General features: G+C 59.9%; 15 protein-coding genes. 9 read left to right on the forward strand and 6 right to left on the reverse strand.

The window, feature by feature from the left end:
- The 8 genes from ACK8OE_RS16980 to ACK8OE_RS17015 are packed head-to-tail and all read left to right on the forward strand — an operon-like array spanning window position 1 to window position 9035.
- Entirely contained in the window at window positions 1-762 is a 762-nt protein-coding gene (locus ACK8OE_RS16980; protein ID WP_410273547.1) for a virB8 family protein, read from the forward strand.
- On the forward strand, window positions 759-1613 hold the full coding sequence (locus tag ACK8OE_RS16985; protein WP_410273548.1) for a TrbG/VirB9 family P-type conjugative transfer protein: 855 nt from the start codon (window positions 759-761) through the stop codon (window positions 1611-1613). Before ACK8OE_RS16980 ends, ACK8OE_RS16985 begins: the two co-directional genes overlap by 4 nt.
- The gene (gene virB10, locus ACK8OE_RS16990) at window positions 1603-2958 is read left to right on the forward strand and encodes a type IV secretion system protein VirB10 (protein WP_410273549.1); all 1356 of its coding nucleotides are present in this window, start codon (window positions 1603-1605) and stop codon (window positions 2956-2958) included. Before ACK8OE_RS16985 ends, virB10 begins: the two co-directional genes overlap by 11 nt.
- The gene (virB11, locus tag ACK8OE_RS16995) at window positions 2933-4051 is read left to right on the forward strand and encodes a P-type DNA transfer ATPase VirB11 (protein WP_410273550.1); all 1119 of its coding nucleotides are present in this window, start codon (window positions 2933-2935) and stop codon (window positions 4049-4051) included. Before virB10 ends, virB11 begins: the two co-directional genes overlap by 26 nt.
- The gene (locus ACK8OE_RS17000; protein ID WP_410273551.1) at window positions 4048-6057 is read left to right on the forward strand and encodes a type IV secretory system conjugative DNA transfer family protein; all 2010 of its coding nucleotides are present in this window, start codon (window positions 4048-4050) and stop codon (window positions 6055-6057) included. The genes virB11 and ACK8OE_RS17000 overlap by 4 nt, the downstream gene beginning before the upstream one ends.
- Before the next feature lies 1 nt (window position 6058).
- Window positions 6059-6211 carry a hypothetical protein gene (locus ACK8OE_RS17005; RefSeq protein ID WP_410273552.1) on the forward strand — a complete coding sequence of 51 codons (153 nt, stop codon included), beginning with the start codon at window positions 6059-6061 and terminating at the stop codon, window positions 6209-6211.
- Window positions 6183-7742 (forward strand): LPD7 domain-containing protein, encoded by a 1560-nt coding sequence (locus tag ACK8OE_RS17010; RefSeq protein WP_410273553.1) that lies wholly within the window; start codon window positions 6183-6185, stop codon window positions 7740-7742. The genes ACK8OE_RS17005 and ACK8OE_RS17010 overlap by 29 nt, the downstream gene beginning before the upstream one ends.
- A 9-nt stretch (window positions 7743-7751) precedes the next feature.
- Window positions 7752-9035 carry a DUF1173 family protein gene (locus ACK8OE_RS17015; RefSeq protein WP_410273554.1) on the forward strand — a complete coding sequence of 428 codons (1284 nt, stop codon included), beginning with the start codon at window positions 7752-7754 and terminating at the stop codon, window positions 9033-9035.
- 224 nt (window positions 9036-9259) lie between these two features.
- Here the strand turns inward: ACK8OE_RS17015 and ACK8OE_RS17020 are convergent, their stop codons facing one another.
- The 5 genes from ACK8OE_RS17020 to ACK8OE_RS17040 all read right to left on the reverse strand — a co-directional run bounded on the left by ACK8OE_RS17020 (window position 9260) and on the right by ACK8OE_RS17040 (window position 17644).
- Complete coding sequence (locus ACK8OE_RS17020) at window positions 9260-10519, reverse strand: aminotransferase class V-fold PLP-dependent enzyme (RefSeq protein WP_410273555.1); 1260 nt, start codon at window positions 10517-10519, stop codon at window positions 9260-9262.
- 70 nt (window positions 10520-10589) lie between these two features.
- Window positions 10590-13004, reverse strand: a complete 2415-nt coding sequence (locus tag ACK8OE_RS17025; RefSeq protein ID WP_410273556.1) for a TonB-dependent receptor plug domain-containing protein — start codon at window positions 13002-13004, stop codon at window positions 10590-10592.
- Window positions 13005-13529: 525 nt separating this feature from the next.
- Window positions 13530-14993 carry an alginate export family protein gene (locus ACK8OE_RS17030; protein ID WP_410273557.1) on the reverse strand — a complete coding sequence of 488 codons (1464 nt, stop codon included), beginning with the start codon at window positions 14991-14993 and terminating at the stop codon, window positions 13530-13532.
- A 12-nt stretch (window positions 14994-15005) separates the two neighbouring features.
- Window positions 15006-16313 (reverse strand): MFS transporter, encoded by a 1308-nt coding sequence (locus ACK8OE_RS17035; RefSeq protein ID WP_410273558.1) that lies wholly within the window; start codon window positions 16311-16313, stop codon window positions 15006-15008.
- Window positions 16314-16381: 68 nt separating this feature from the next.
- Window positions 16382-17644 (reverse strand): gallate dioxygenase, encoded by a 1263-nt coding sequence (locus ACK8OE_RS17040; protein ID WP_410273559.1) that lies wholly within the window; start codon window positions 17642-17644, stop codon window positions 16382-16384.
- Window positions 17645-17827: 183 nt separating this feature from the next.
- Here ACK8OE_RS17040 and ACK8OE_RS17045 point away from each other — a divergent pair, with 183 nt between their 5' ends.
- Window positions 17828-19045, forward strand: coding sequence for a LysR family transcriptional regulator (locus tag ACK8OE_RS17045; RefSeq protein ID WP_410273560.1), 1218 nt, complete (start codon window positions 17828-17830; stop codon window positions 19043-19045).
- On the opposite strand, the gene ACK8OE_RS17050 is transcribed toward ACK8OE_RS17045, so the two are convergent.
- Complete coding sequence (locus ACK8OE_RS17050) at window positions 19028-20206, reverse strand: LysR family transcriptional regulator (protein ID WP_410273589.1); 1179 nt, start codon at window positions 20204-20206, stop codon at window positions 19028-19030. The genes ACK8OE_RS17045 and ACK8OE_RS17050 overlap by 18 nt on opposite strands.
- Window positions 20207-20263 lie beyond the last annotated feature (57 nt).

Below are 20263 nucleotides of genomic sequence, written 5' to 3' on the forward strand. Positions count from 1 at the left end.
ATGGCCAGAGACGCGACTTTTGACGCGGGTAGGGACACGGTCTCGCCCGCGAACGCTACCGCCTACTTTAAAGAGGCTCAAAACTGGGAGGCCGACCGACAGTCGCGCATCGAAAAGAGCGAGAAGCGCGCCTGGGCGGTCGCCATCGGTTCGTGCCTCCTGACGGCGGTGGCCGTCGGTGCCATCATTGTGATGTTGCCTTTGAAGAAGGTCGTCCCCTACGTCTATTCGGTCGACCGCCAGACCGGGCAGTTGACCATCATGGACGCCGCCAACCAGCGGCAGATCGCCTCCAATCAGGACCTGCTCGATAAGCATTTCGCCAATGCCTACGTGGTGTCGCGTGAAAGCTACCACTGGCGACTGTTGCAGAGCGATTTCAACAATACGGTCGCCTTCTCAGGCCCGCGCGTCGCGCAAGACTATGCGGCCCGCTTCAACGGCGCTCAAGCGGTGAACAAGGTCTGGGGTCCGAACGTCGAGCGCGAGGTGACCATTACCTCCATCCAATTGGCGCCGGACCAGATCGGGAAGAAGGCGGTCGTCCGCTACAATGTGCAGCAGCGCGATGTGCAGACGCAAAGCTTGCAGCCGCTCGAACACTATATCGCGACGCTCACCTACGAATACCACCCAGAGCGGACGGGCAAGGAACAGGATCTGATCAAGAACCCGCTGGGTTTCACGGTCACGGCCTTCCGCGCTGATCCGGAAATCGGCGGCGTCCCCGGCATCCTGCCCGGATCGGAGGTCAATCCATGAGGCCGCCCTTTCTGTTGATGCTGGCCGGTCTTGCCGCGCTCGTCGCGCCCGGCGCGAAAGCCGCTGTCAGCGCGGTGCCGAAAGATCCGCGTATACGCACGGTGGACTATGTGGCCGAAGGCGTGCTGAGTGTTCCGGTGTCCAAGGGCGTCGTCACGCGCATTGTCCTGGAGCGGGGAGAGAAAATCATTGCAGCCGCCACCGGCGTGCCGTCGAAGTGCGACGTCGCCGAACACCTGTGGTGCGTCGTGGCCGACGCCGATGCGAATGAAGTGTGGGTCAAGCCCAAGGCCGGGGCAGGGCGCAACAATCTCGAACTGAAAACCGATCGACGCGACTACTCCATCGACCTCTCCGTCGGCGCATTGACCACCTATCGCATCGTCATCCGCTACCCCCGGACGGCAGAGGCCACCGGTCTGGCGGAAGCGGCCAGGCCCGATGAAGCCGTGGTCATTCAGAAGCGTATCGAGGACAAGAAACCCGTCCGGCGCAATGAAGCCTATACATTGCAGAGCAACGGCAAGGGCGCGGATATAACACCCAAAGGCGTCTTCGACGACGGCACCTTCACCTATTTTCGCTTCCCCGGAAACTCGGAGCTGCCGACCATTTTCGTCATCGGTTCGGACGGCAAGGAAGCGCGCACCAACTACAACATGACCGACGATCTGATGGTGGTGCAGCGGCTGGGACGCAAGTTCGTCCTGCGGCTCGGCAAGTCGGTCGTCTCGGTATGGAATGAGAATTTCGACGCTGAAGGTGTGGTGCCGCCGGCCGGTACGACGGTCGACGGTGTGGCCCGGGAAACCCTTGAAACTGAGCGATTAGGAGCCGGACATGCCAACTGATACTTCGCCGTCGCCCGCGCCTGAGCCCGACAACATCAACGCCGTGCCGAACGAGGCCGCCGCCGGGGACATCGTCAGCGTCAACGACCGTGGCAAGCGCTCGAACGCCCAGGTCGGGCCTTTCCTGATGATCGGTGGGGTCGCTCTGGTCGTGCTGATCGGCGGGTTTCTAACCGTCAATGTCATGCGACAGAAAATGGCCGGGCCGAAAGCCAAGCCGGCGGCGGAAACCCCGACGAACGTCGCCATGACCTTCGATACCGAAACCCCGCCGCCTCTGCCGGGCCAGGGGAGAGCGGATGCGCAAGCGGCCAGTCTCCGTACCCCCACCTGTGCAGACGGCACGCTCGGCAATGAGCTGCGCGGCGCTGATGGAACGGTGGTCCGTAACAGCGCCGGGCAGTCTGTCAGGGTGTGCGCCAACGGGCAAGTCATCGGCCATGCCCCGCCGCAACAGGCCGAAGCCGCGCGGCCGATACCCGTCTCCGCGTCCGGGCCTGCGCCGCAACGATCGCCGGTGGCCAGCGACTCTCAACTGGTCGAGACCCCGCAAGGTTTCATGATGCTCAACAATGGTCAGTACGGCGGGGCGCAGGACCTGGTCAATCTGGCCAATCCACTGCCGGCGCTGCAGGCGGCGCAAACGGTCATTGCCGGCGGTGGAAACCCGTCGCAAGGGGAGGGGTTGCTGACCGCGCCGCGCGCCCACTCGCTTGACGCCGAACTGATCCCGTCAAAGACACCCATGGTGCAGGCGGCACGCCTTGCCAATCTGCATATGCTGATGCCGAAAGGCCGGACGATCGACTGCGGCATGTCGATGCGGATCATTTCAACGCTGGCTGGTCAGGCCAGCTGCATCGTCACGCAGAACGTCTATTCGGCGTCGGGCAAGGTGCTCTTGATCGAGCGCGGCAGCGAGGCGGTGGGCGAATATCGCTCAGGTGTCAGCGTCGGCCAGAAGCGTTTGTTCGTGCTGTGGACGCGCATCATCACCCCGTCGGGCGTGGTCGTCAATCTCAACTCGCCGGGTGCCGATGAGCTCGGCTCGACGGGTTTAACCGGCAAGGTCGATAATCACTGGTGGGAGCGCGTCGGCTCAGCCTTCCTGCTTTCAACGGTCCAGGACGCCATCCAGTACCAGATCGCGCAGGAACAGGCGCGCAGCGGCCAGACCATCGTCATGGCGTCGACGGCGCAGAGCGGCGAGACGATGGCGGAGAAGGTCCTGCAGCAGTCGATCAATATTCCACCGACCATATACAAAAACCAGGGAGATCGCGCGATCATCTACGTGGCGCGCGATCTGGATTTTTCAAATGTCTACCGTCTTCGCGCCCGCTAAGTTCGACCGCGATATCAGTGTGCGCCAACTTTTGGCGCCGCTGGAGCGCTTCTTTGCCCTTCCCGGCGTCACCGAGATCGTGATCAATCGCCCCAATGAGCTGATGTACGAGCAAGGTGCCGTCTGGACGACCGAAGCGGTCGAGGATCTGCCGTACGAGCGCCTTCATTCACTGATCCGGGCGATTGCGACCTATACCGATCAGGACATCGGGCCCCTGACACCAGTCCTTTCGGCGGTTTTGCCCGAAGGTCAGCGCGTCCAGATCGTGGTGCCGCCCGTTGTAGAAGCGGGCACGGTCAGCCTGTCGATCCGGCTGCCAGCCTCAACCATTCGCTCGCTCGACGACTATGAGGCGGATGGAGCCTTTGGGTCGTTTTGCTGGGCCGCGCCACCCGCCGATCTCAGTGTGGTGGACGGGCTGAGCACGATCGACCAGTACCTTATGACCTGTCTGCGCACCCGCAACCTCAAGGCGTTTCTCCTCGATGCCGTGCTCGCCCGGCGCAACATCGCCATCGTCGGCGATACCGGTTCAGGCAAGACGACCCTGATGAAGAGCCTCTGCCATCACATCCCAAATGCGGAACGAATCATAACCATCGAGGATGTTCGCGAATTGTCCCTGCCCAATCATGCCAACAAGGTGCATTTGCTGTACTCGAAGGGAGGGCAGGGCGTGGCGCGCGTAACTCCGGCGGACCTTATCGCCGCCACCATGCGCATGCGGCCCGACCGGGTATTATTGGCGGAATTGCGGGGCTCGGAAGCCTTCGATTTCCTCAAGCTCCTTACGACCGGCCACTCGGGCTCTATCACCTCCTTCCATGCGGAAAGCTGCGCCCTGGCGCTTGAGCGCTACGTCCTGATGGCGAAGGAGCATCCAGACGCGGCGATCTTCGACGCCGCCGGGCTAAAACGTCTGGTGACCCTGACACTTGATATCATCGTCCATATGAAGACCGAGACGGTGACCGATAGGGACGGTCATCGTCACAAGGCGCGCGTCGTCGGCGAAGTGCATTTCAACCCGGTCGCAAAGGTGGGCGAACGCTTCGGTGGCAATGCGATTGCCCTGGGAGCCGTCTCATGACCGAAAAATCCCGTGCATTGAAGGTGGCCGCCGTCTCGGCCGGCGTGGCTGTCTATATGATGGTCGCCGTCATCGCCGCGCTTTGGCTGGCGGGCGTCTTGTTCTTCCTGTTTCACAAGGCGCTGCCTCAGGATGTGACGCCGTTGACCTGGCTCTCCTACGCGGACGCCTACTGGGGGCAGCAGCGGCCGCAGGCGTTGTTGATGGCCAGCCTCTTCGGTGGAGTGATCGTCGCGTTCGCGCCCGCCTTTGCCCTCTCCATCCACCTGTCGCGCGACAAGCGTGAATTGCATGGCTCGGCGCGCTTTGCCACGCCTGGTGATGTGCGCAAAGCGGGACTGATGGACGAGACGGGGATGATTGTCGGCAAATATCGCGGCCACTTCCTGCAGTTTCCAGGACAGCAGTTTTGCCTACTCGCGGCACCGACGCGTAGCGGCAAGGGCGTGGCCTTCGTGCTGCCGAACCTGTTGAACTGGCCGGATTCCTGCGTGGTGCTCGACATCAAGCTGGAAAACTTCCTTCTGACCTCGAAGTTTCGGGCGGCGCACGGCCAGGCCGTGTTTTTGTTCAACCCGTTTGCCGACGATTACCGGACGCACCGCTGGAACCCGCTCGATGGCGTCAGCCGAGATCCGAATGTGCGGGTGGGCGACCTGCAGACCTTGGCTACGAGCCTCTATCCGGCGACGCCCGGCGATAAGGACGCGTTCTGGGCAGAGAGCGCGCGGAACCTGTTTCTCGGTCTGGCGCTGATGGTTATGGAGAGCGGGGACCTGCCCGTGACCTTGGGGGAAATCTTGCGCCAGTCGGGCGGGGGCGGGAAGGGGCTAAAGGTCCAACTCACCGAACGTATCCATGCGCGCGCAGTCGCGCAGAAGCCGTTCAGTACCGACTGCATCGAAGCGCTCAACCGATTCTTGTCGGCGTCGGAAAACACGCTGGCCAATATCGTCAGTACCTTCACCGCACCCCTGACCCTGTTTGCCAATCCGCTGGTTGATGCTGCCACCGCGCATTCTGATTTCGATATCCGCGAAGTGCGCGACCGCAAGATGACCATCTATGTCGGGATACAGCCCAACCGGCTGGCCGAGGCGTCGCTTCTGATCAACCTGTTCTTTTCGCAGCTGATCCATGCCAATACCCGCACCCTGCCATCGCGGGAACGCCATAGCCGTCCCTGCCTGCTCATTCTCGACGAATTTACGGCCATGGGCCGGATCAACATCCTGGCCAGGGCGAACGCCTTCATCGCCGGTTATAATCTCCGGCTTTTGACCATCGTTCAGAGCGTAGCGCAGTTAGAGGCTACCTATGGGCCGAACGATGCGCGAGCGCTGGTGACCAACCACGCCATGCAGGTCTTGTTCACGCCACGCGAACAGCGCGATGCCAACGCCTATAGTGAGATGCTCGGCTACTACACGATCAAGGCCACCTCGAAAGGCCGCTCGACCAATCGGGGTTTCAGTTCAGGCGGCTCTGACAGCGAGAACGTCTCCGATCAACGCCGGGCCCTGATGCTGCCCCAGGAGCTGAAGGAGTTGCCCGATGCCGAGCAGGTCATCCTCTACGAGAACACGCGGCCGATCCGCTGTGATAAGGCCCGCTATTACAGCGAAGCCGTGTTCGTGGATCGACTGAAGGCGCAGAGCCCCCACCTTGGAAAGCTGAAGGGCCTGCCCGACCGGCGGCAATTGGAGCAGGCGGCGTTCATTGATCGCGAGCTCTCAGTTGCGGTGCCTGTACTCGACGTCGCGGCCCACATCGATGCGACGCGCCGGCGCGAGCGCACCCACACGCTGGGCGCCGGCGGCATCGACCTTTCGAAACTGACGCCTGATGCCGTCCCGCCTTTGGCCGACCCTATCACGCCGTCGGATGCCGATATCAATCAAATGCTCGATGGGGTCTTCGAGGCCATTGGCGTCGATACGCAAGATGTGATGCGCCAGCTCTTCGGTGCGGCGCCCGAGACCGACAACCTGATCATGGAGGCCTGACATGCGTAAACACCTGCTCTTGATGCTGTCCACCCTGATGGTGGGACTGGCGGCCTGTTCGAGTGGCGCGCCGCGCGCGCCGCTGGGCTGGAACAAGCAACCGGCCAATCCCCCGGCTGCGGTCGATGTCGCCTCCTCCGAACGAACGAGGTGACGACATGGCCGACGAACCCGACATCGACACCCTGAGCGCGTCTGTCGCCTCGCGCCTGAAGGATATGCCCTGGACGCAACTGGTGTCTCCCGATCCCGATCTGCGTGAGGATGTGCATACCCGCGTTGCCAAGGTGCGTGAGGACCTGGCAAAGATCGAAGCGGTCGATCCCCAGCGCGCTTTGCGCATCTGGGATTTGAATGTTCTGGACGATAAGGAAGATATCGCTGCGCGCAAGGCGAAACCGGAAGGACCGCAGGATGTCGCTCCGTCGCGCCGTCGACCTTCGTCAGCAGCCCGCAGTCCAGACGATAGCTTTAGGAACACGGATGCTTACGAGGCGGCGATCGAGCGGCAGGAGAACGAGGGGATCCGGGCGGCAGAGGCCGACCTTAAAACCCAAAAACCGAGGGCGGGCGAGCCGGAGGCCGCCAACACGATTGAGCAGGGTCGAAAACGTCGCCGCGACGGCACAATCGATCCTGCACTCGTGCCGCCCAACGGGCAGGGGGGACGGGAAGAGCCGCGCGACCCGCCGCCGGCCGTTGCCAACGGGGTGGGTGATCCAACTGTCACCGCCGAAGGCGCACGCAACGCGCGTGCCGCGATGCTGATGGAAAACCTGAACAAGCGCTACACCGTGGCGGGCGACGCCTACCACTTCCGTACACCAGAGGCCGAAGTGGCGTTCGAGGCCAAGCCCAAGGCGATTTCGACCAAACTCGACGATCCGGTCGTGGCCGCTGCAATGGTCGATCTGGCCGAGGCGCGGGGATGGGATAGCCTCAAGGTCAAGGGGTCTGAGACTTTCAAACGCGAAGTCTGGATGCAGGCATCGGCGCGTGGGCTCGAAGTGGAAGGCTATGCGCCGCGCGAGGTCGACAAGGTCAGGCTTGAAGACTGGAAAGCGGAGCGCGCCGGGGCCCGCCCGGGCGAACGCGTGGAGCCTTCCTCGCCTCGGATCGGAGATCGAACGGCAGCAGTTAACGAAGAACCTCGGTTAGCTCTGACGCCTGAGCAAAAGGAGGTTGTGGCTGGGCTCCAAACGATCATGACCGCGCGTGGCGACAGCGCCGAAGCCGTAGCGAAGGCGAGCGAGATCGCCGCGGAGCGATTCCGGACGCGGCGTGTCTATGTGGGTAAAATCATCGAAACAGGCTCGGCGCCCTATCAGGACAAGGCCGAAGAAAAAGACAGTCCCTATGTCGTGCTGGTTGATGATAAGGGCCACCAGTCGAAAGTCCGGGGCGTGGATATTCCGCGCGCCATGGAGGAAGCCAAGGCGAAGCCAGGCGACAGCGTGGCCTTGGCCTTCGGCGGACGTAAGGCGGTTGTGGTGGATGTACCCAACCGTCACGAAACGACCGGCAAGGTGACCGGCTATACGCGCACGGAAGTCATGCGCAACACCTGGGAGATGGTGCCGCTCGATCAGTTGCGCGACGCGGCGCGCGCCCGTGCCGCACCGACGCCAGCCCAACAACAACCGCCTGAGCCACAGCGTGTGCGCGGCCAGGAACGGTCACGATAGGAGGGTGGTATGTCCGCATATCAGGTCGGTGGCCAGGTGCTCCCGGATACGGGAGACGACGCTTTCCAGTTCGCCCTGGCCGACCATTATCACAATCGAAAAACCGAGCCGCCGCGGTGTCTTTGCCGCGATCCTTCGATCCCTTTGTACATCGCAAGGGTTGGCGACCGCTATCACCTCAAGCGCTGGCCCAACACGGGTGGCCAGCACCACTATACGTGCGACAAATACGAGCCACCCATGGAGACCAGCGGGATCGGCTCGCTGATGGGTGGTGCCATCAAGGAAGAGCCGCTGACCGGTATGACCACGCTGACGGTTGACTTTGCCCTGAAGAAGGTGGCGCGCGGCGATATGGCGCCAAAGGCAAGCGTTCCGGAGGACGAGGCGGCGGACGACAAAAAGTCCAGCGCCTCCTCCGACACCCGCAAACTTACCCTGAAGTCGATTCTTCATTATCTCTGGGATCGGTCGGGGTTCTGCCGCTGGACACCGACGATGGAAGGTAAGCGCAACTGGGCGGTGATCTCGGCCTACCTCAACGAGACGGCGCAGACGGTCCAGGTAAAGCGCCAGCCGCTTTCGCAGCTGCTGTACATCCCACCGTCGTGGAACCAGACCGACAGCGAGCGGCAAAAGGCGCGCCGGCAGTCGGTCTTTGCGGGATTTCAGACGCGTAGCGGTCCACGACGTCTGGTGATGGTTCTAGGCGAGGTCAAGACCATCGAGCCCAGTCAGTTCGGATATCGACTGACGCTCAAACATATGGGTGAAACGCGCGTCTATCTGAGTGATCGCAAACTGGCCGAGATCAATCAACGCTTCGGATTTGAGCTGGCGTCGTGGCGTCAGCATGGCGACCCAGAGGATAACGGCAAACCGCACCATCTTATGGCGCTATTGACTGCCACGGTAACGGAAACGGGCGTACTTCAAATTGAAGATCTCACCCTTATGATTTTGACGCCACAGTGGTTGCCGTATTTTTCGCTGCACGATGGTCTGGTCGTCAGCACGGCAGTGGCGCTCAAGCGAAAATTCCTCAAGCCTATGACCTATAACCTCGGAAAAGGCCGGACCTTGCCGTCGATTATCCTCATCGACACGCAGCCGATTCAGGTCAATCTCTTCGTCAAAACCCCGGTCGACAGCGACACGCTAAACCGGTCTCGTGAGGGGCTCATCGAGCAGTCGAGGGGGCGTTCAGTCATTTGGGATACAAGCGACGTCGTGAGCGTGTTCGATTGGATTGAGGGTCTCCAACAAACCCGTCTTCTCGGAGCCGATGTCTGATATCCCGATAAGGCCCAAGGCCGAGGATCCCCAAGCGTAAAAAATGCGCTGATTTGATTGGCCAGTCCTATCGCAAACCTCATCAAGGCCAGCGGTGGAAGGTCGCACAAAGGCCGGACCTATGGTCGCACCGTTCCCATGGCTCACAAGGAAAAAGTGCCCTTGTTCGGAGCTCGTTCCACACTCAGGTAACCCTTTTCGATCCAGCCGGAAAGGGAGAGACTTTAAAGGCGCGTCAACGCTGTCAGCAACCGCACCATATCGGCTGGGGTCGAGCTATAGCCCGGCGTGACGCGCAGGCAGGCTCCGCCGTCAAGTCCTGTCCGCGTCACGGTGAACAGGCCGTGCGCGTCCAGAAGGCGTTTGGCCAGAGCCGCGTGTGCTTCGGGCGACGGATCGGCCTTAAGGCGCAGGGAGGTGATGCCGATGTGCAGGCGCGGATCGACGGGCGTCAGAATGTCGATCGTCTTCAGATCGCGCGCCGGTTCAGCCCACCGGTCGCGCAGATAACGCAGACGGGCTTCGACCGCCGCGGAGCCCAGTTTTGTGTGCAGTTCCAGTGCGTCTATGGCCGCCATTTGCGCGGCGAAATTGGCCGTGCCCGTATGGACGCGCGCCGTGACGGGATCGCGCGGATTGACGCTTTCGCCCATATAGGGGTCGATGGCCTCCACCCGGTCCTTGCGGATAAACAGGGCACCGACGCCGACGGGTGCGCCGATCCATTTGTGCAGGTTGAAGCCTGCAAATTCAAAGCCTTCGGCGCGTACATCGACCGGGCTTTGACCCCAGGCATGGGCGCTATCGACGATCGCATCGACACCGCGCGCTTTCGCCATGGCGATGATCTCACGCACAGGGAGCCGCAGACCGCTGCGGTGACCGACAGGGGTGAGCAGCATCATTCGAATCGCGGTGTTGGCCTTCAAAGCCTGTTCGTAAGCGTCGATCAGGTTTTGATACGTGGCCGGATGGGGAAGAGCGAGGCGCACCACCTCGACCCCGCGCCGCGTTTTCAGCCACTGCATGGCCGTTTGCATGCTGTCGTAATCGTGGTCGGCCATCAAAACCGCGTCACCGGGCTTCAGACGGTTATAACCGCTGATCAGGGCCTGAAGCGCCTCGGTGGCGTTGCGCGTCAGGGCGATTTCAGACGCATCGGCGTTCAGGGCCGTGGCTATCGTCTGACGCAGTTTCAGATAGTAGGGAATAAAACCCCGCCGCGTGAAGGCCGCGCCTTCCTGATTGACCTGCGCCGTATAGCGGGCAAAGGCCGCTTCGACGGCGCGCGGCATCTGACCGAAGGCCCCATATTCCAGATTGATCAGCCCCTGCGGCCGCGCCGGAAAGGCCTCAGCCATGCGCGCCCAGCCCGCCTCGTCCTGCGGCCCCAAGGGTGGTGTCAGCGCAGGGGGTGCTGATTGCGCGGCAGCGACGGCGGGCAGCAGCGCTCCGACGGCGCTCAGAAGGTGGCGGCGATGCATGGCGGGTTCCCGAAAAACAGAAAAGGGGGCAGGCTTTCACACCTGCCCCCAAAGGGTAGTTTAGCCTAAATCAAAATTTGGCGTTCAGGCGCACATAGTACTGACCGCCATAGGTATCGTAAGGCGCGTTACGCGAATATTCGATGCCGCGCGACGCCTGGAAGACGGCCTTTTCCGGATACTGGTCGAACAGGTTTTCCGCGGAAACCTTCAGTGACAGCTTGTCGGTCATGTCCCACAGTACCGAGGCATCGACGAAGTTCATCGCGCCGAAGCGTTGGAAGATGTCGCCGGTGGAATTGCCGGTCGAGTCGGTCCAGCCGCCGTAGTGACGCGCACGCACCTGATACTCAAACGCCCCTTTGCGGAAGGTGCCGGTGAAGGTGGCGTTGTTCTGCGGCAGGCCTTCTTCGAAGACGCGCTTGGTGGTCGGGTTGGCGTTGAGCGTCCCGCCGGTGATCAAGGTCTTGTTGTTGTTATAGGCGAACGTCAGGTTCAGACGGCCATTCCACAGCGGGCGCACATAGGTGGTCACCACGTCGATACCCTTGGTGCGGGTATTGTAGTCGTTGGTGTACCAATAGACCGAGGTGAAGCTGGCCGCCGCCGGATAACCCTGAGCGACCAGAGCGTTCTTTTCGGCCGTCGTCAGGGTGATCGAGGACGACTGCCCCAGACGGTTATCAACCTCGATCTGATACATGTCGAATGAGCCCGACAGGCCGAAATCGGTGCGCCAGACGAAACCGGCGCTCTTGTTGGTCGAGTCTTCCGGTTGCAGGGGCTTCGCGCCCTTGCTGACGGCGATGGGGTTCAGCGGCGACAGGCGACCATTGGTGAACACTTGCAGCGTCACCGTATCCAGACCTTGCGAGACGGAGACCGAATTGATCTGACCCGGCGTTGGTGCGCGGAAGCCGGTGGACCACGAGCCGCGCGCCGCAAAGAAGGGCGTGAACTCGTAACGGGTCGAGACCTTGCCATTGGTGGTGCTGCCGAAGCTGTCAAAGTCTTCGTAGCGCACCGCACCGCCCAGCGTCCATTCCGGCGTCAGCCTGGCTTCGACATCGACATAGGCGGCGTCGCTGTCCTGCGACCACTCACCGGCCTGCAGGTCGGAGAAGCCTGGGAAGCCGTTGGAGCCGACGGCGAGTCCGTCCTTGGCGCCGGCACCGACAGCGTAGGAGGCCTTGTCACCGGCACCGACCTTATAGGTTTCCTTGCGGTGTTCGGCCCCAAAGGCGATATTGACCGGCTCGCTCAGGCCCAGATCGAGGCGATAGACGCCATCGGCATTGACGGTGACTTCGCGCTGGGTCTGGGTGCCGAGGAAGAAGTCGAACGGTGAAGACGGGCCCAGCGAAGCGTTGATCGAATTATAGAGGTAGAATTTGGTCTCGTTTTCACCGACCGAGGCCGACAGGTCCCAGCTGAAGACGTCGCCGGTGTGGCGCACGCCACCCACGGCCTGATAGTCCTGATACTTGGCCTGTTCGCGCGGCGTGAAGCCCAGCGGATAGACCGATTTCAGATCCCAGCCGGGGAAGCTGGGTACGGTCTTATAGACGCTGGCGTTCGACGTGGCCGAGGGGATGCGCCAGTTGATATCGTTGATGCCTTCGCCCTTGGCCGCCGTGGCGAAGCCATAGGCTTCGGCAAAGCCCAGATTGAACGCGCCGTTGAGTGCCAGATTATAGCTCTGGCTGTCCGGCGCGCCCCAGTGCTGTACGGGGTCGGGCAGAACGACGCCCGGATTGGCCTTCATATAGTCGAGCGCGTCCTGACGCTGATGGCTGCGTGAGGTCATTTTGGCGTCGGCCCATTCGACCGAGGCGGTCAAAAAGCCCTGATCGAAGCGCGTTCCGGCCTTCAGACCGGCGCGCACGGTTTCGCCGTCGCCTTCGTAATATTGCGAACCTTGCACATAGGCGTTGACGCCCGGACGCTCATCCAGCTGGATATTGATGACCCCGGCGATGGCGTCCGAACCGTACTGGGCCGAAGCCCCGTCGCGCAGCACTTCGACGCGACCGACGCTCAAGGACGAAATCTTGTTCAGATCGGCCCCCTGCGCCCCGCGCTGGCCCAGAAAGGCCGAACGGTGGAAGCGCTTGCCATTGACCAGAACGAGCGTCTGATCCGACGACAGGCCGCGCAGACGCGCCGGGCGGATAAATTGCAGACCGTCCGACGACGGCAGTTTCAGTACCTGAAGCGACGGGATGACCTGCGCCAGATTGTCGGCCAGTTCCGCCGACGCGCCGTCCTGAACCGCCTTCGCCGAGATGACATCGACGGGGGTCAGGCTCTCGTATTTGGTGCGACCCTTTTCACGGGTGCCGGTGACGATGACTTCCTGCGTCTCTTGGGCAACAGGCTGAGTCTGTGCGTGTGCCGCAACCGCCGGAGCCAGCAGGAGCGCGGTGGGCAGGAGCGGCCACAAGGAGGCGGTGGCGCGCAGCGAACGCAGATGGAAGGCGAGCATGTCTTTGTCCCCAAAACATGAATGGAATGGGGCCTGACTAGGGACGCTGTACGACGCTTACGTGATGGGTGAATGAAGTTTTAAATATGACATAAAATCACAGGCTGCGCGCCTTGGGTTATCTCGCCAGGCGTGTGGCATGTAACTACCGTGTTGCTGGTGACGAAAAAACCGTCAATTTATGGCCTCAGCCACCGTACCACGCAAGGGGAGGATTGCGCGCATGCGCACCCCCAGAAGCGCCATGCCGATATTATGTATTTATAAAATTTATAACAACGGCATTTGCTTAGTTTTTCAGTGTATTGCGATTCAATTGAATTTGATTGACCATTTATTTGACGATTTTCGCAGAACGTCAGTGTCTAGTGTGTTGGGGACGCGTCGATCAATATGCCGCTCGGAGACGGGAGACCAAAACGTCCGGCGTCATTTCGCCCAGAAGTAAGGGAAATGGCGCGCCACGTCAAAACCCTGTTACAGATTCCGATCGGACTGCTTCTCTTCGTAAAAACACAGTAAGCTTCAAAAGCGATAGCCCGTCATAACCCCGAAATAGTTCCCATCCTTTCCGCCCGATGCCTTAAAGGCGTCACCGGCGATAAAGCGGGTTTCGTAAAGCTTGACCTGCAGATTTTTGTTGACCTGCCACGTGGCTTCCAGATTCATTTCGGTCCCAATGAAGCGGTCCTCACCGTAGGGAGTAAAGCTGGCTCCCGAAGAGCCTATATAGACCCCGTCAGCGGCGTTTTGACGCCACAAAAAATCAGGTCCTATGCTGAGCGTCAGCGCTTTGACCGGTTTTAGGGTGAGTGATGGATAGACATCGATCAGGTTGGCCAGGTTAAAGAAGCCGGCTTCACTGATCAGAGGCAGCCGGGGGGCGGGGGCCACAAAGGTTCCCGACTGATTGTCACCGGCTTTGTCATCGCCGCTGAAAACATTCAGTCTCAATCCAAGTCGCGGTTCGTATTTTGTATTCGGCAGGCGGTATCCGGCTTCCAGCATCATAGCATAGGCATCAATGGACTTTGTGCTGAAGGTTCCGGATTGTTTTACCATCTCCACATCGATGTCCCACTGTGACGATTTCTGCCACAGACGTGCCCCCAGACTTTTTCGCTGATCCGGACCGGTGCCTTCAAACAAGGTGGCGCGCACGCGGTCTGATTCATATCCGTAAAGATCGAGATTCAGGCCCGATACGGCTTTCGGCAGGCTTATATATCCCCCGCGGAAGTGCGTGTTGCGGTTCACGGCGTCGTCAAACGTCCCTTTTTGTATATCTACGGGATACACGTCGAAGAGCGTAACCGAGGCCCGCCGCGCGAGGCTGTAGTTTAATTGAGCGCCCTGATAGGTGTAGCGCATGTTCAGCCCTTCGCGGACGCCAACAAGTTTCCCATTGCCAAGAGGCATTTCGAACCGCCCCGGACGTAAGGTCAGGCGCTGCGACCCTGACAGGGGTACAGTCACATCCATAAAGGCCTGATAGAGGTCAAGCTTATCCTGATTGGGGGCTGTTGCCGTCGTTTCACCAGTTTCACGATTGTCGCCAATCTCGACATAGGCCCTCAGATATGGGCTCGCGTGCACGTCGGCCGAAAGCCTGAGACGGGTCTGGGTCGGGCTGTTGCTGTCGGCATTTCGCAAGCCCAGCGACGCATGTGTCCAGTCCGTATAATAGATGCGTGCTTCTCCCCCAAGGGTCAGGTAGGCTCCGCCCTGACCAAGACTTATGTGCTTGAGACGACGGGTGAAGGGCGCATCATCTTCGGGTTCTGCTGACCAGTCTTCCGCCCACCGATGGGTCTGAAAGGATTTCGGAGCACCGGTTCGGCCACCAGCGACCGCCTCTGCCGGGGCAGGGGGCAGGACCGCCGGCCTGTTGGCGGGCATGGCTGCGTCCGGCGAGGTTTGTGCGTGGACCGTAAAGGCGTAGAAACCAAGGGTAGCCAAGGAGGCTGTTTTAAAAAACACATTTTTCATGACGGACTCCTATCAGGCAACGGTTTGTTCACGGTAGTGGACGCGGGTAAGCACCAGGGCACCGACGGCTGTTCCGGAAGCAAGAGCCAGGGCCACGGCAGGCAATAGCCATCCCTGCGTGAATAACAGACCCGCCAGAATCGGCCCCAGAGCTGCTCCCGCCCGCCCTATGCCGATGACGAAACCGGTTCCGCCTGCACGCAAAGATGCGGGAAAGGATTGCGCGATGACCGCATAGAGGCCTGCGGTTGCCCCATTGGTGAAAAAGCCTCCGATACACGCCACCACGGATAAGGCGGCCAGGGTGTGAAAGCCCTGCCCAAAGATCGTCACTGTAATAGCGCCCATCAACATGGCGCTGACGACCAGTTTGCGTACGCCGATCTTCTGTGTCAGCAGACTCATTGTGAAGGCACCTGTGGCACCCCCTACGTTCGCCCAGACGAGTACGCTGCCGGCCAGAGACGGCGCAAACCCGAAGTCCGCAACAATTTTGGGGATCCATTTTACGAGAAAATAGAAGGTCATCATGTGCCCGAAATAGGCGACTGTCAGAAGCAGGGTAATCAGTGCCATGTCAGGTTTAAGCAGCGCCAGAAGGCTCACCTTGGATGTCTGCACCTCGCGCGGGGGCAAAGCGTCCAGAGCCGCGCGCCCTTGTCGTTTCAGGCTCTTATTGATCTTTTCAAGCGCACCCTTTGGACGTTTGTGCAAAAGGAAGGCGATGGTTTCCGGGACGAGCCATAAAACGACAGGAATGAAGACAAAGGTTATGACGGCACCGATTTCAAAAACCGTCTGCCAGCGCCCTGAGATACTCATGAGCCAGGATGCCAGCATGCCGCCAAGTATGGCGCCGATCGGATATCCTCCGGTCATGATGGCTACGGACAGGTTGCGGCGTCGGGCATTTGAGCATTCGGCCACCACAGCGTTCGTCGCTGCCAACATACCGCCGATACCCAAGCCGGTAAGAAGGCGGAACACCGACAAACTCACGACGTCCTGAGCAATCGATGCCAATCCCATCCCTGAACCCATGATCACAAGACAGGTCAATATCGTCGGACGTCGGCCAAGACGATCGGCAAGGGCGCCCAGCAAAAGGGCGCCAATGCCCATGCCGAATAGTTCCATGGACAGCACCACCCCCAGCGCCGCGCGATCAATGCCCCAGTCTTTTGCAATACCGGGGGCGGCGAAGCTGATCGAGAGGACGTCAAATCCGTCGAGAGCGTTGAGTGCGGTAGCTATGCCAATCGCCAGAATCTGGCGAAAATGCATGGGTTCACGCGCAATGATTGAGCGGGGATCTTCCATAAGCGTCTCCGTTACCTCTTCGAACCATCGAGAGGTCTTTTGATTGAATAGTGATAAGGGGCTTGCGCCTAAAGCTTGGGGGCGACCGAGTAGGTGACCTGCTGATTGCGCGTCTTTTGGAACGCTTCGAGGCTTTCTCCGCGCATGGCGGCGTAGATGTGGAGGTTTGAGATACCGCAGACCGCGCCGAGCTTCTCAAGGAGAAAGAAGATTACCCCGTAATGAATGAGGCCTCGCCAATCCCGGCGCCGCACGAGATCGCGTTCGTCAGCCGAGAGGCCCGCCGCTTCAAAACAGGCTTCCTCATCCTGACGAAACCGGGTGCGAAACTCAGGGACAATTAACTGATGCAGGAACTTATTTAAACGATACCCTGTTGCGCTGCGCTCCAGGGTGTAAGGATAGGTGCCTTCCAGGACGTCCGCGCCGGCGAGTTGATGAGCGATATGCGTCCTTTGCGCGCTTTGCGCTTCAGGACTTGCGGCTTCATCCTGTTCTGACTCGAAAACCGCTGTCGCAATGCCTGTCATCGAGGGGAGGTAGTAGCTTTTATGTACGCAGCGTATATGTTCGGGCAATGCCCCGCGCATGATCAGCCACATGATGACCTCGGCACCCTCCAGGCCTCCAAGCGTCGCATATTGCGCGTGAGTCATGGACGCGAGCTGTTCAGGGTCTTTTTCGATCAGTTCCAGAAAACGCGCATCCCATTCAGGATTGTTAAACCCCGCCCGTTCGCCGTGAACCTGATGCGACAGACCGCCCGTCGCCACAATGGCCACATCAAGGTCTTCAGGGTAGCTCTCGATCGCTTTGCGCAGGGCCTGCCCCAGCTTGAAGCAACGGCGTGCAGTCGGCAGCGGGAACTGCAAAACGCCTACCTGCAGAGGAACAATCTGAACCGGCCAGTCGGCCTGGGTGTCCGGCATCAGCACTGACAGGGGCGAAAAGCACCCGTGGTCAAGCGGCTTATCGCGGAAGAAGGCCATATCGAATTCATCAGCCATCAAGCTTTGACCTATATGCCGGGCAAGCGCGGCGTGCCCTTTGACCGCGGGCAAGTCTCTCGATCCTCCACCTTCATCAGCCACGCAATACTGGTCATCAACCCCAAGACAGAACGCGGAGTAATGGTCGAAGAAAAAAGATGTGATGTGATCGTTATAAATGAAAAACAGCACATCGGGTTTGCGCGCGCTAAGCCAGTCCTGAATCGGGCTATAGGCATCAAAGATGGGCTTCCAGGCAGGGTCGGCGTGCTTATTGGTGTCGCGCGCGTAACCGATCGTGGGCGTATGCGAGCTGGCGATCGCGCCAATTATCTGAGCCATTAGGACTAACTTTCACGAGGTCTTGGATAGCGCCGCTCTGTGCCGGGCGCGAGCCTGATGTATCCCTGACAGACGGCGGTGCCTTTGCCGCCGACTTATAAGTTAGCTTACTGCTGACGCGAAACGTAGAAAAACGCAAAACGGATTTGCGCACAGTCTATAGAATTATGTTATAGGGTGTTTATGAGGGATCCGGGTATATTCAATCTTCGGCATTTGGAAGCGGCGGCTGAGGTGGCTCGCCTGGGTACGATTAGCCGTGCATCTGCCGTCGTAAATCTATCGCAACCTACGCTTACGCAAGGTATAGCGAAGCTTGAGCTTCAGATAGGGCAACGCTTGTTTAATCGGGAACGAGGAGGGTGCGCGCCGACCCCGGCCGGTCAAATATTTTTGCCGCGTGTGGACAGAGCCCTAAGCCGCATTGAAGAATGCTGTAGCCACATCCGTAAAGTGGGCCGCCTTTCGCCATTATCGTTTCCACAGCGACATATTTCGTCAACTCAGCTTCGTGCGTTTCTGTTTGTCGAACGCTTCGGTAGTTTTAGCGAGGCGGCGCGGCAGCTTTCGTTGTCACAGCCAGCAATCCATCGGGCCACACGTGAACTGGAACTGGTGCTCGGCGTTTCGCTGTTCATCAGGGTGGGGCAGTATCTTCGTCCTACGGTGTCCGGGGAGCGCCTCGGCAGGGATGTGCGCCTCGCATTGGCAGAATTGCGGGCCGGGCTCGATGATATTGCGTCGTTGAGTTCCGTGCATTCCGGGCGGCTTACGATCGGGACTCTGCCTCTGGCCAGAGCCGCTCTTCTGCCGCAAACCCTGTCGCGCTTCTATTCTATAGCGCCCGCTGCGGAGATTGTCGTTCTGGAGGGGCCTTATCTTGAGCACCTTTCGGCGCTTCAGGGCGGTGAGATTGATGTGATAATCGGCGCGCTGCGGAGCACCGAAGGCCTGCCTGACATCAGACAGGTGACCCTTTTTGAGGATGATCTCTACATTGTCGGTCGCAAAGGGCATCCTCTCGAAGGCCAGCCTGTCCCTTATGAGGCCTTGTCTTGTTACCCTTGGGTAATTGGAGCGCCCGGTGCCCCTATGCGCCTTTATTGGGAGCGCCTGTTTGAACACGCTTCCCGACCGGCCCAGACGGTGCAATGCAGCTCCATACTGACAACCAGAGGTCTTCTTCTTGCCGGTGACTGGCTGGCCCTCATGTCGGCCGATCAGTTTCGGATTGAACAGGCGGCGGGCCTGCTGCAACCTTTGAGTGGTTGCCTAGCGGGCTCAAGACGAGACATCGGCATCACATTCAGACGTGATTGGCTTCCCAGCTCTTTGCAGGCCGCCTTTCTTGAAACCCTGAAAGCCGTTGCAGCCGAAAGACGTTCAGGCAGCCCGGACTAAGGCGGCCTTAAATGCGTTATAAAGCTGGGTTGTGCGGAAGTGCTTTCGCTCGGCCAGCCCTATCGAGCGTTCCGTACCCTCAAGGGGTGGGCCAATGACCACAAGAGAGCCAGCCTCAAGTTCGAACTGTACCTGCCGGGGGGATAGGGGCGTGACGATATCCGTCAGGCTCAAAAGCCCCCTGAGAGCCGCCAAAGACCCGCATTCTACGGTTTCGGAGGGTGCACTAAGGTTATAACGAGAAAAGAAGGCGTTGAACATCTGTCGTGCCGGCGTATCCGGTCGGGGCAAAGCCCATGTCAGGGTATGCAAAACGTCAGGGGTGACGGCTGTCATCCCTGCCAGAGGATGACCTGATCGGGCAATCACGGATAAAGGATCCGAAAACAAAGGATACTGAACTATGTCGGTAACGTCTTTTTCGGGCCGTAGGGCACCGATCACCATGTCTACGTCGCCATCGAGAAGGGCATGCCGTAATTCGGCATAGGAGCCGTCAATGATCTTGATGCGTGCGCGAGGGTAGGTGTCCAAAAGCGCGGCAATGGCCATAGGTGCCCAGATAGCTCGTGCAAGGGGCAGGACGCCTATGCGCAACTGGCCATCAAACACGCCTTTTTGTTCCATCATAGCTTCGCGCGCGAGTTCCATTCCTCGCAAGGTAAGAGCCGAGGCCCGAGCTACCACCTCACCTGTGGGAGTAAGGGTGATGCCGGCGGGCGCGCGTCGCCATAGGGTGAGTCTGCTGAGCGTTTCCAATTCCCGCGCCGCGCGATGAACCGCGGCCGCCGCCATGTTGAGACTTTGTGCTGCCAGAGTAAAGCGACCGGTTCGGGAAAGGGCGACGACCGTTCTAAGGTGGAGCTCGTTTACCTGACGCGGCCAGGTCGGGTTAGGTGCCGCGCCTTTGGCACACTGTCTTGCCGCGTCGTTGAGAATATCGAATGCCTCTGCACTGCGGGCACAAAAGACCTCCCCTTCGGCGGTAGGCCTCATGCCCTTCGAGGATCGCTCAAAAAGGGGAGTGTCCAGGTCCGATTCCAGTCGGGCAATTGCCTCAGTAACGCTAGGCTGAGACAGATGTAACCGCTCCGCCGCGCCCGCCGCGCTTCCAGTCTGTCTGATAGCTAAAGCCACCCTAATGCGTCGAAGTTTGATCATCGTCAGAAGAGAGTAACAAAAACCTATAGCAAGTTCCACCCTTCCGATTTCCGCTCT

It is taken from the genome of Asticcacaulis sp. W401b (assembly GCF_046503825.1).
Lineage (GTDB): Bacteria > Pseudomonadota > Alphaproteobacteria > Caulobacterales > Caulobacteraceae > Asticcacaulis.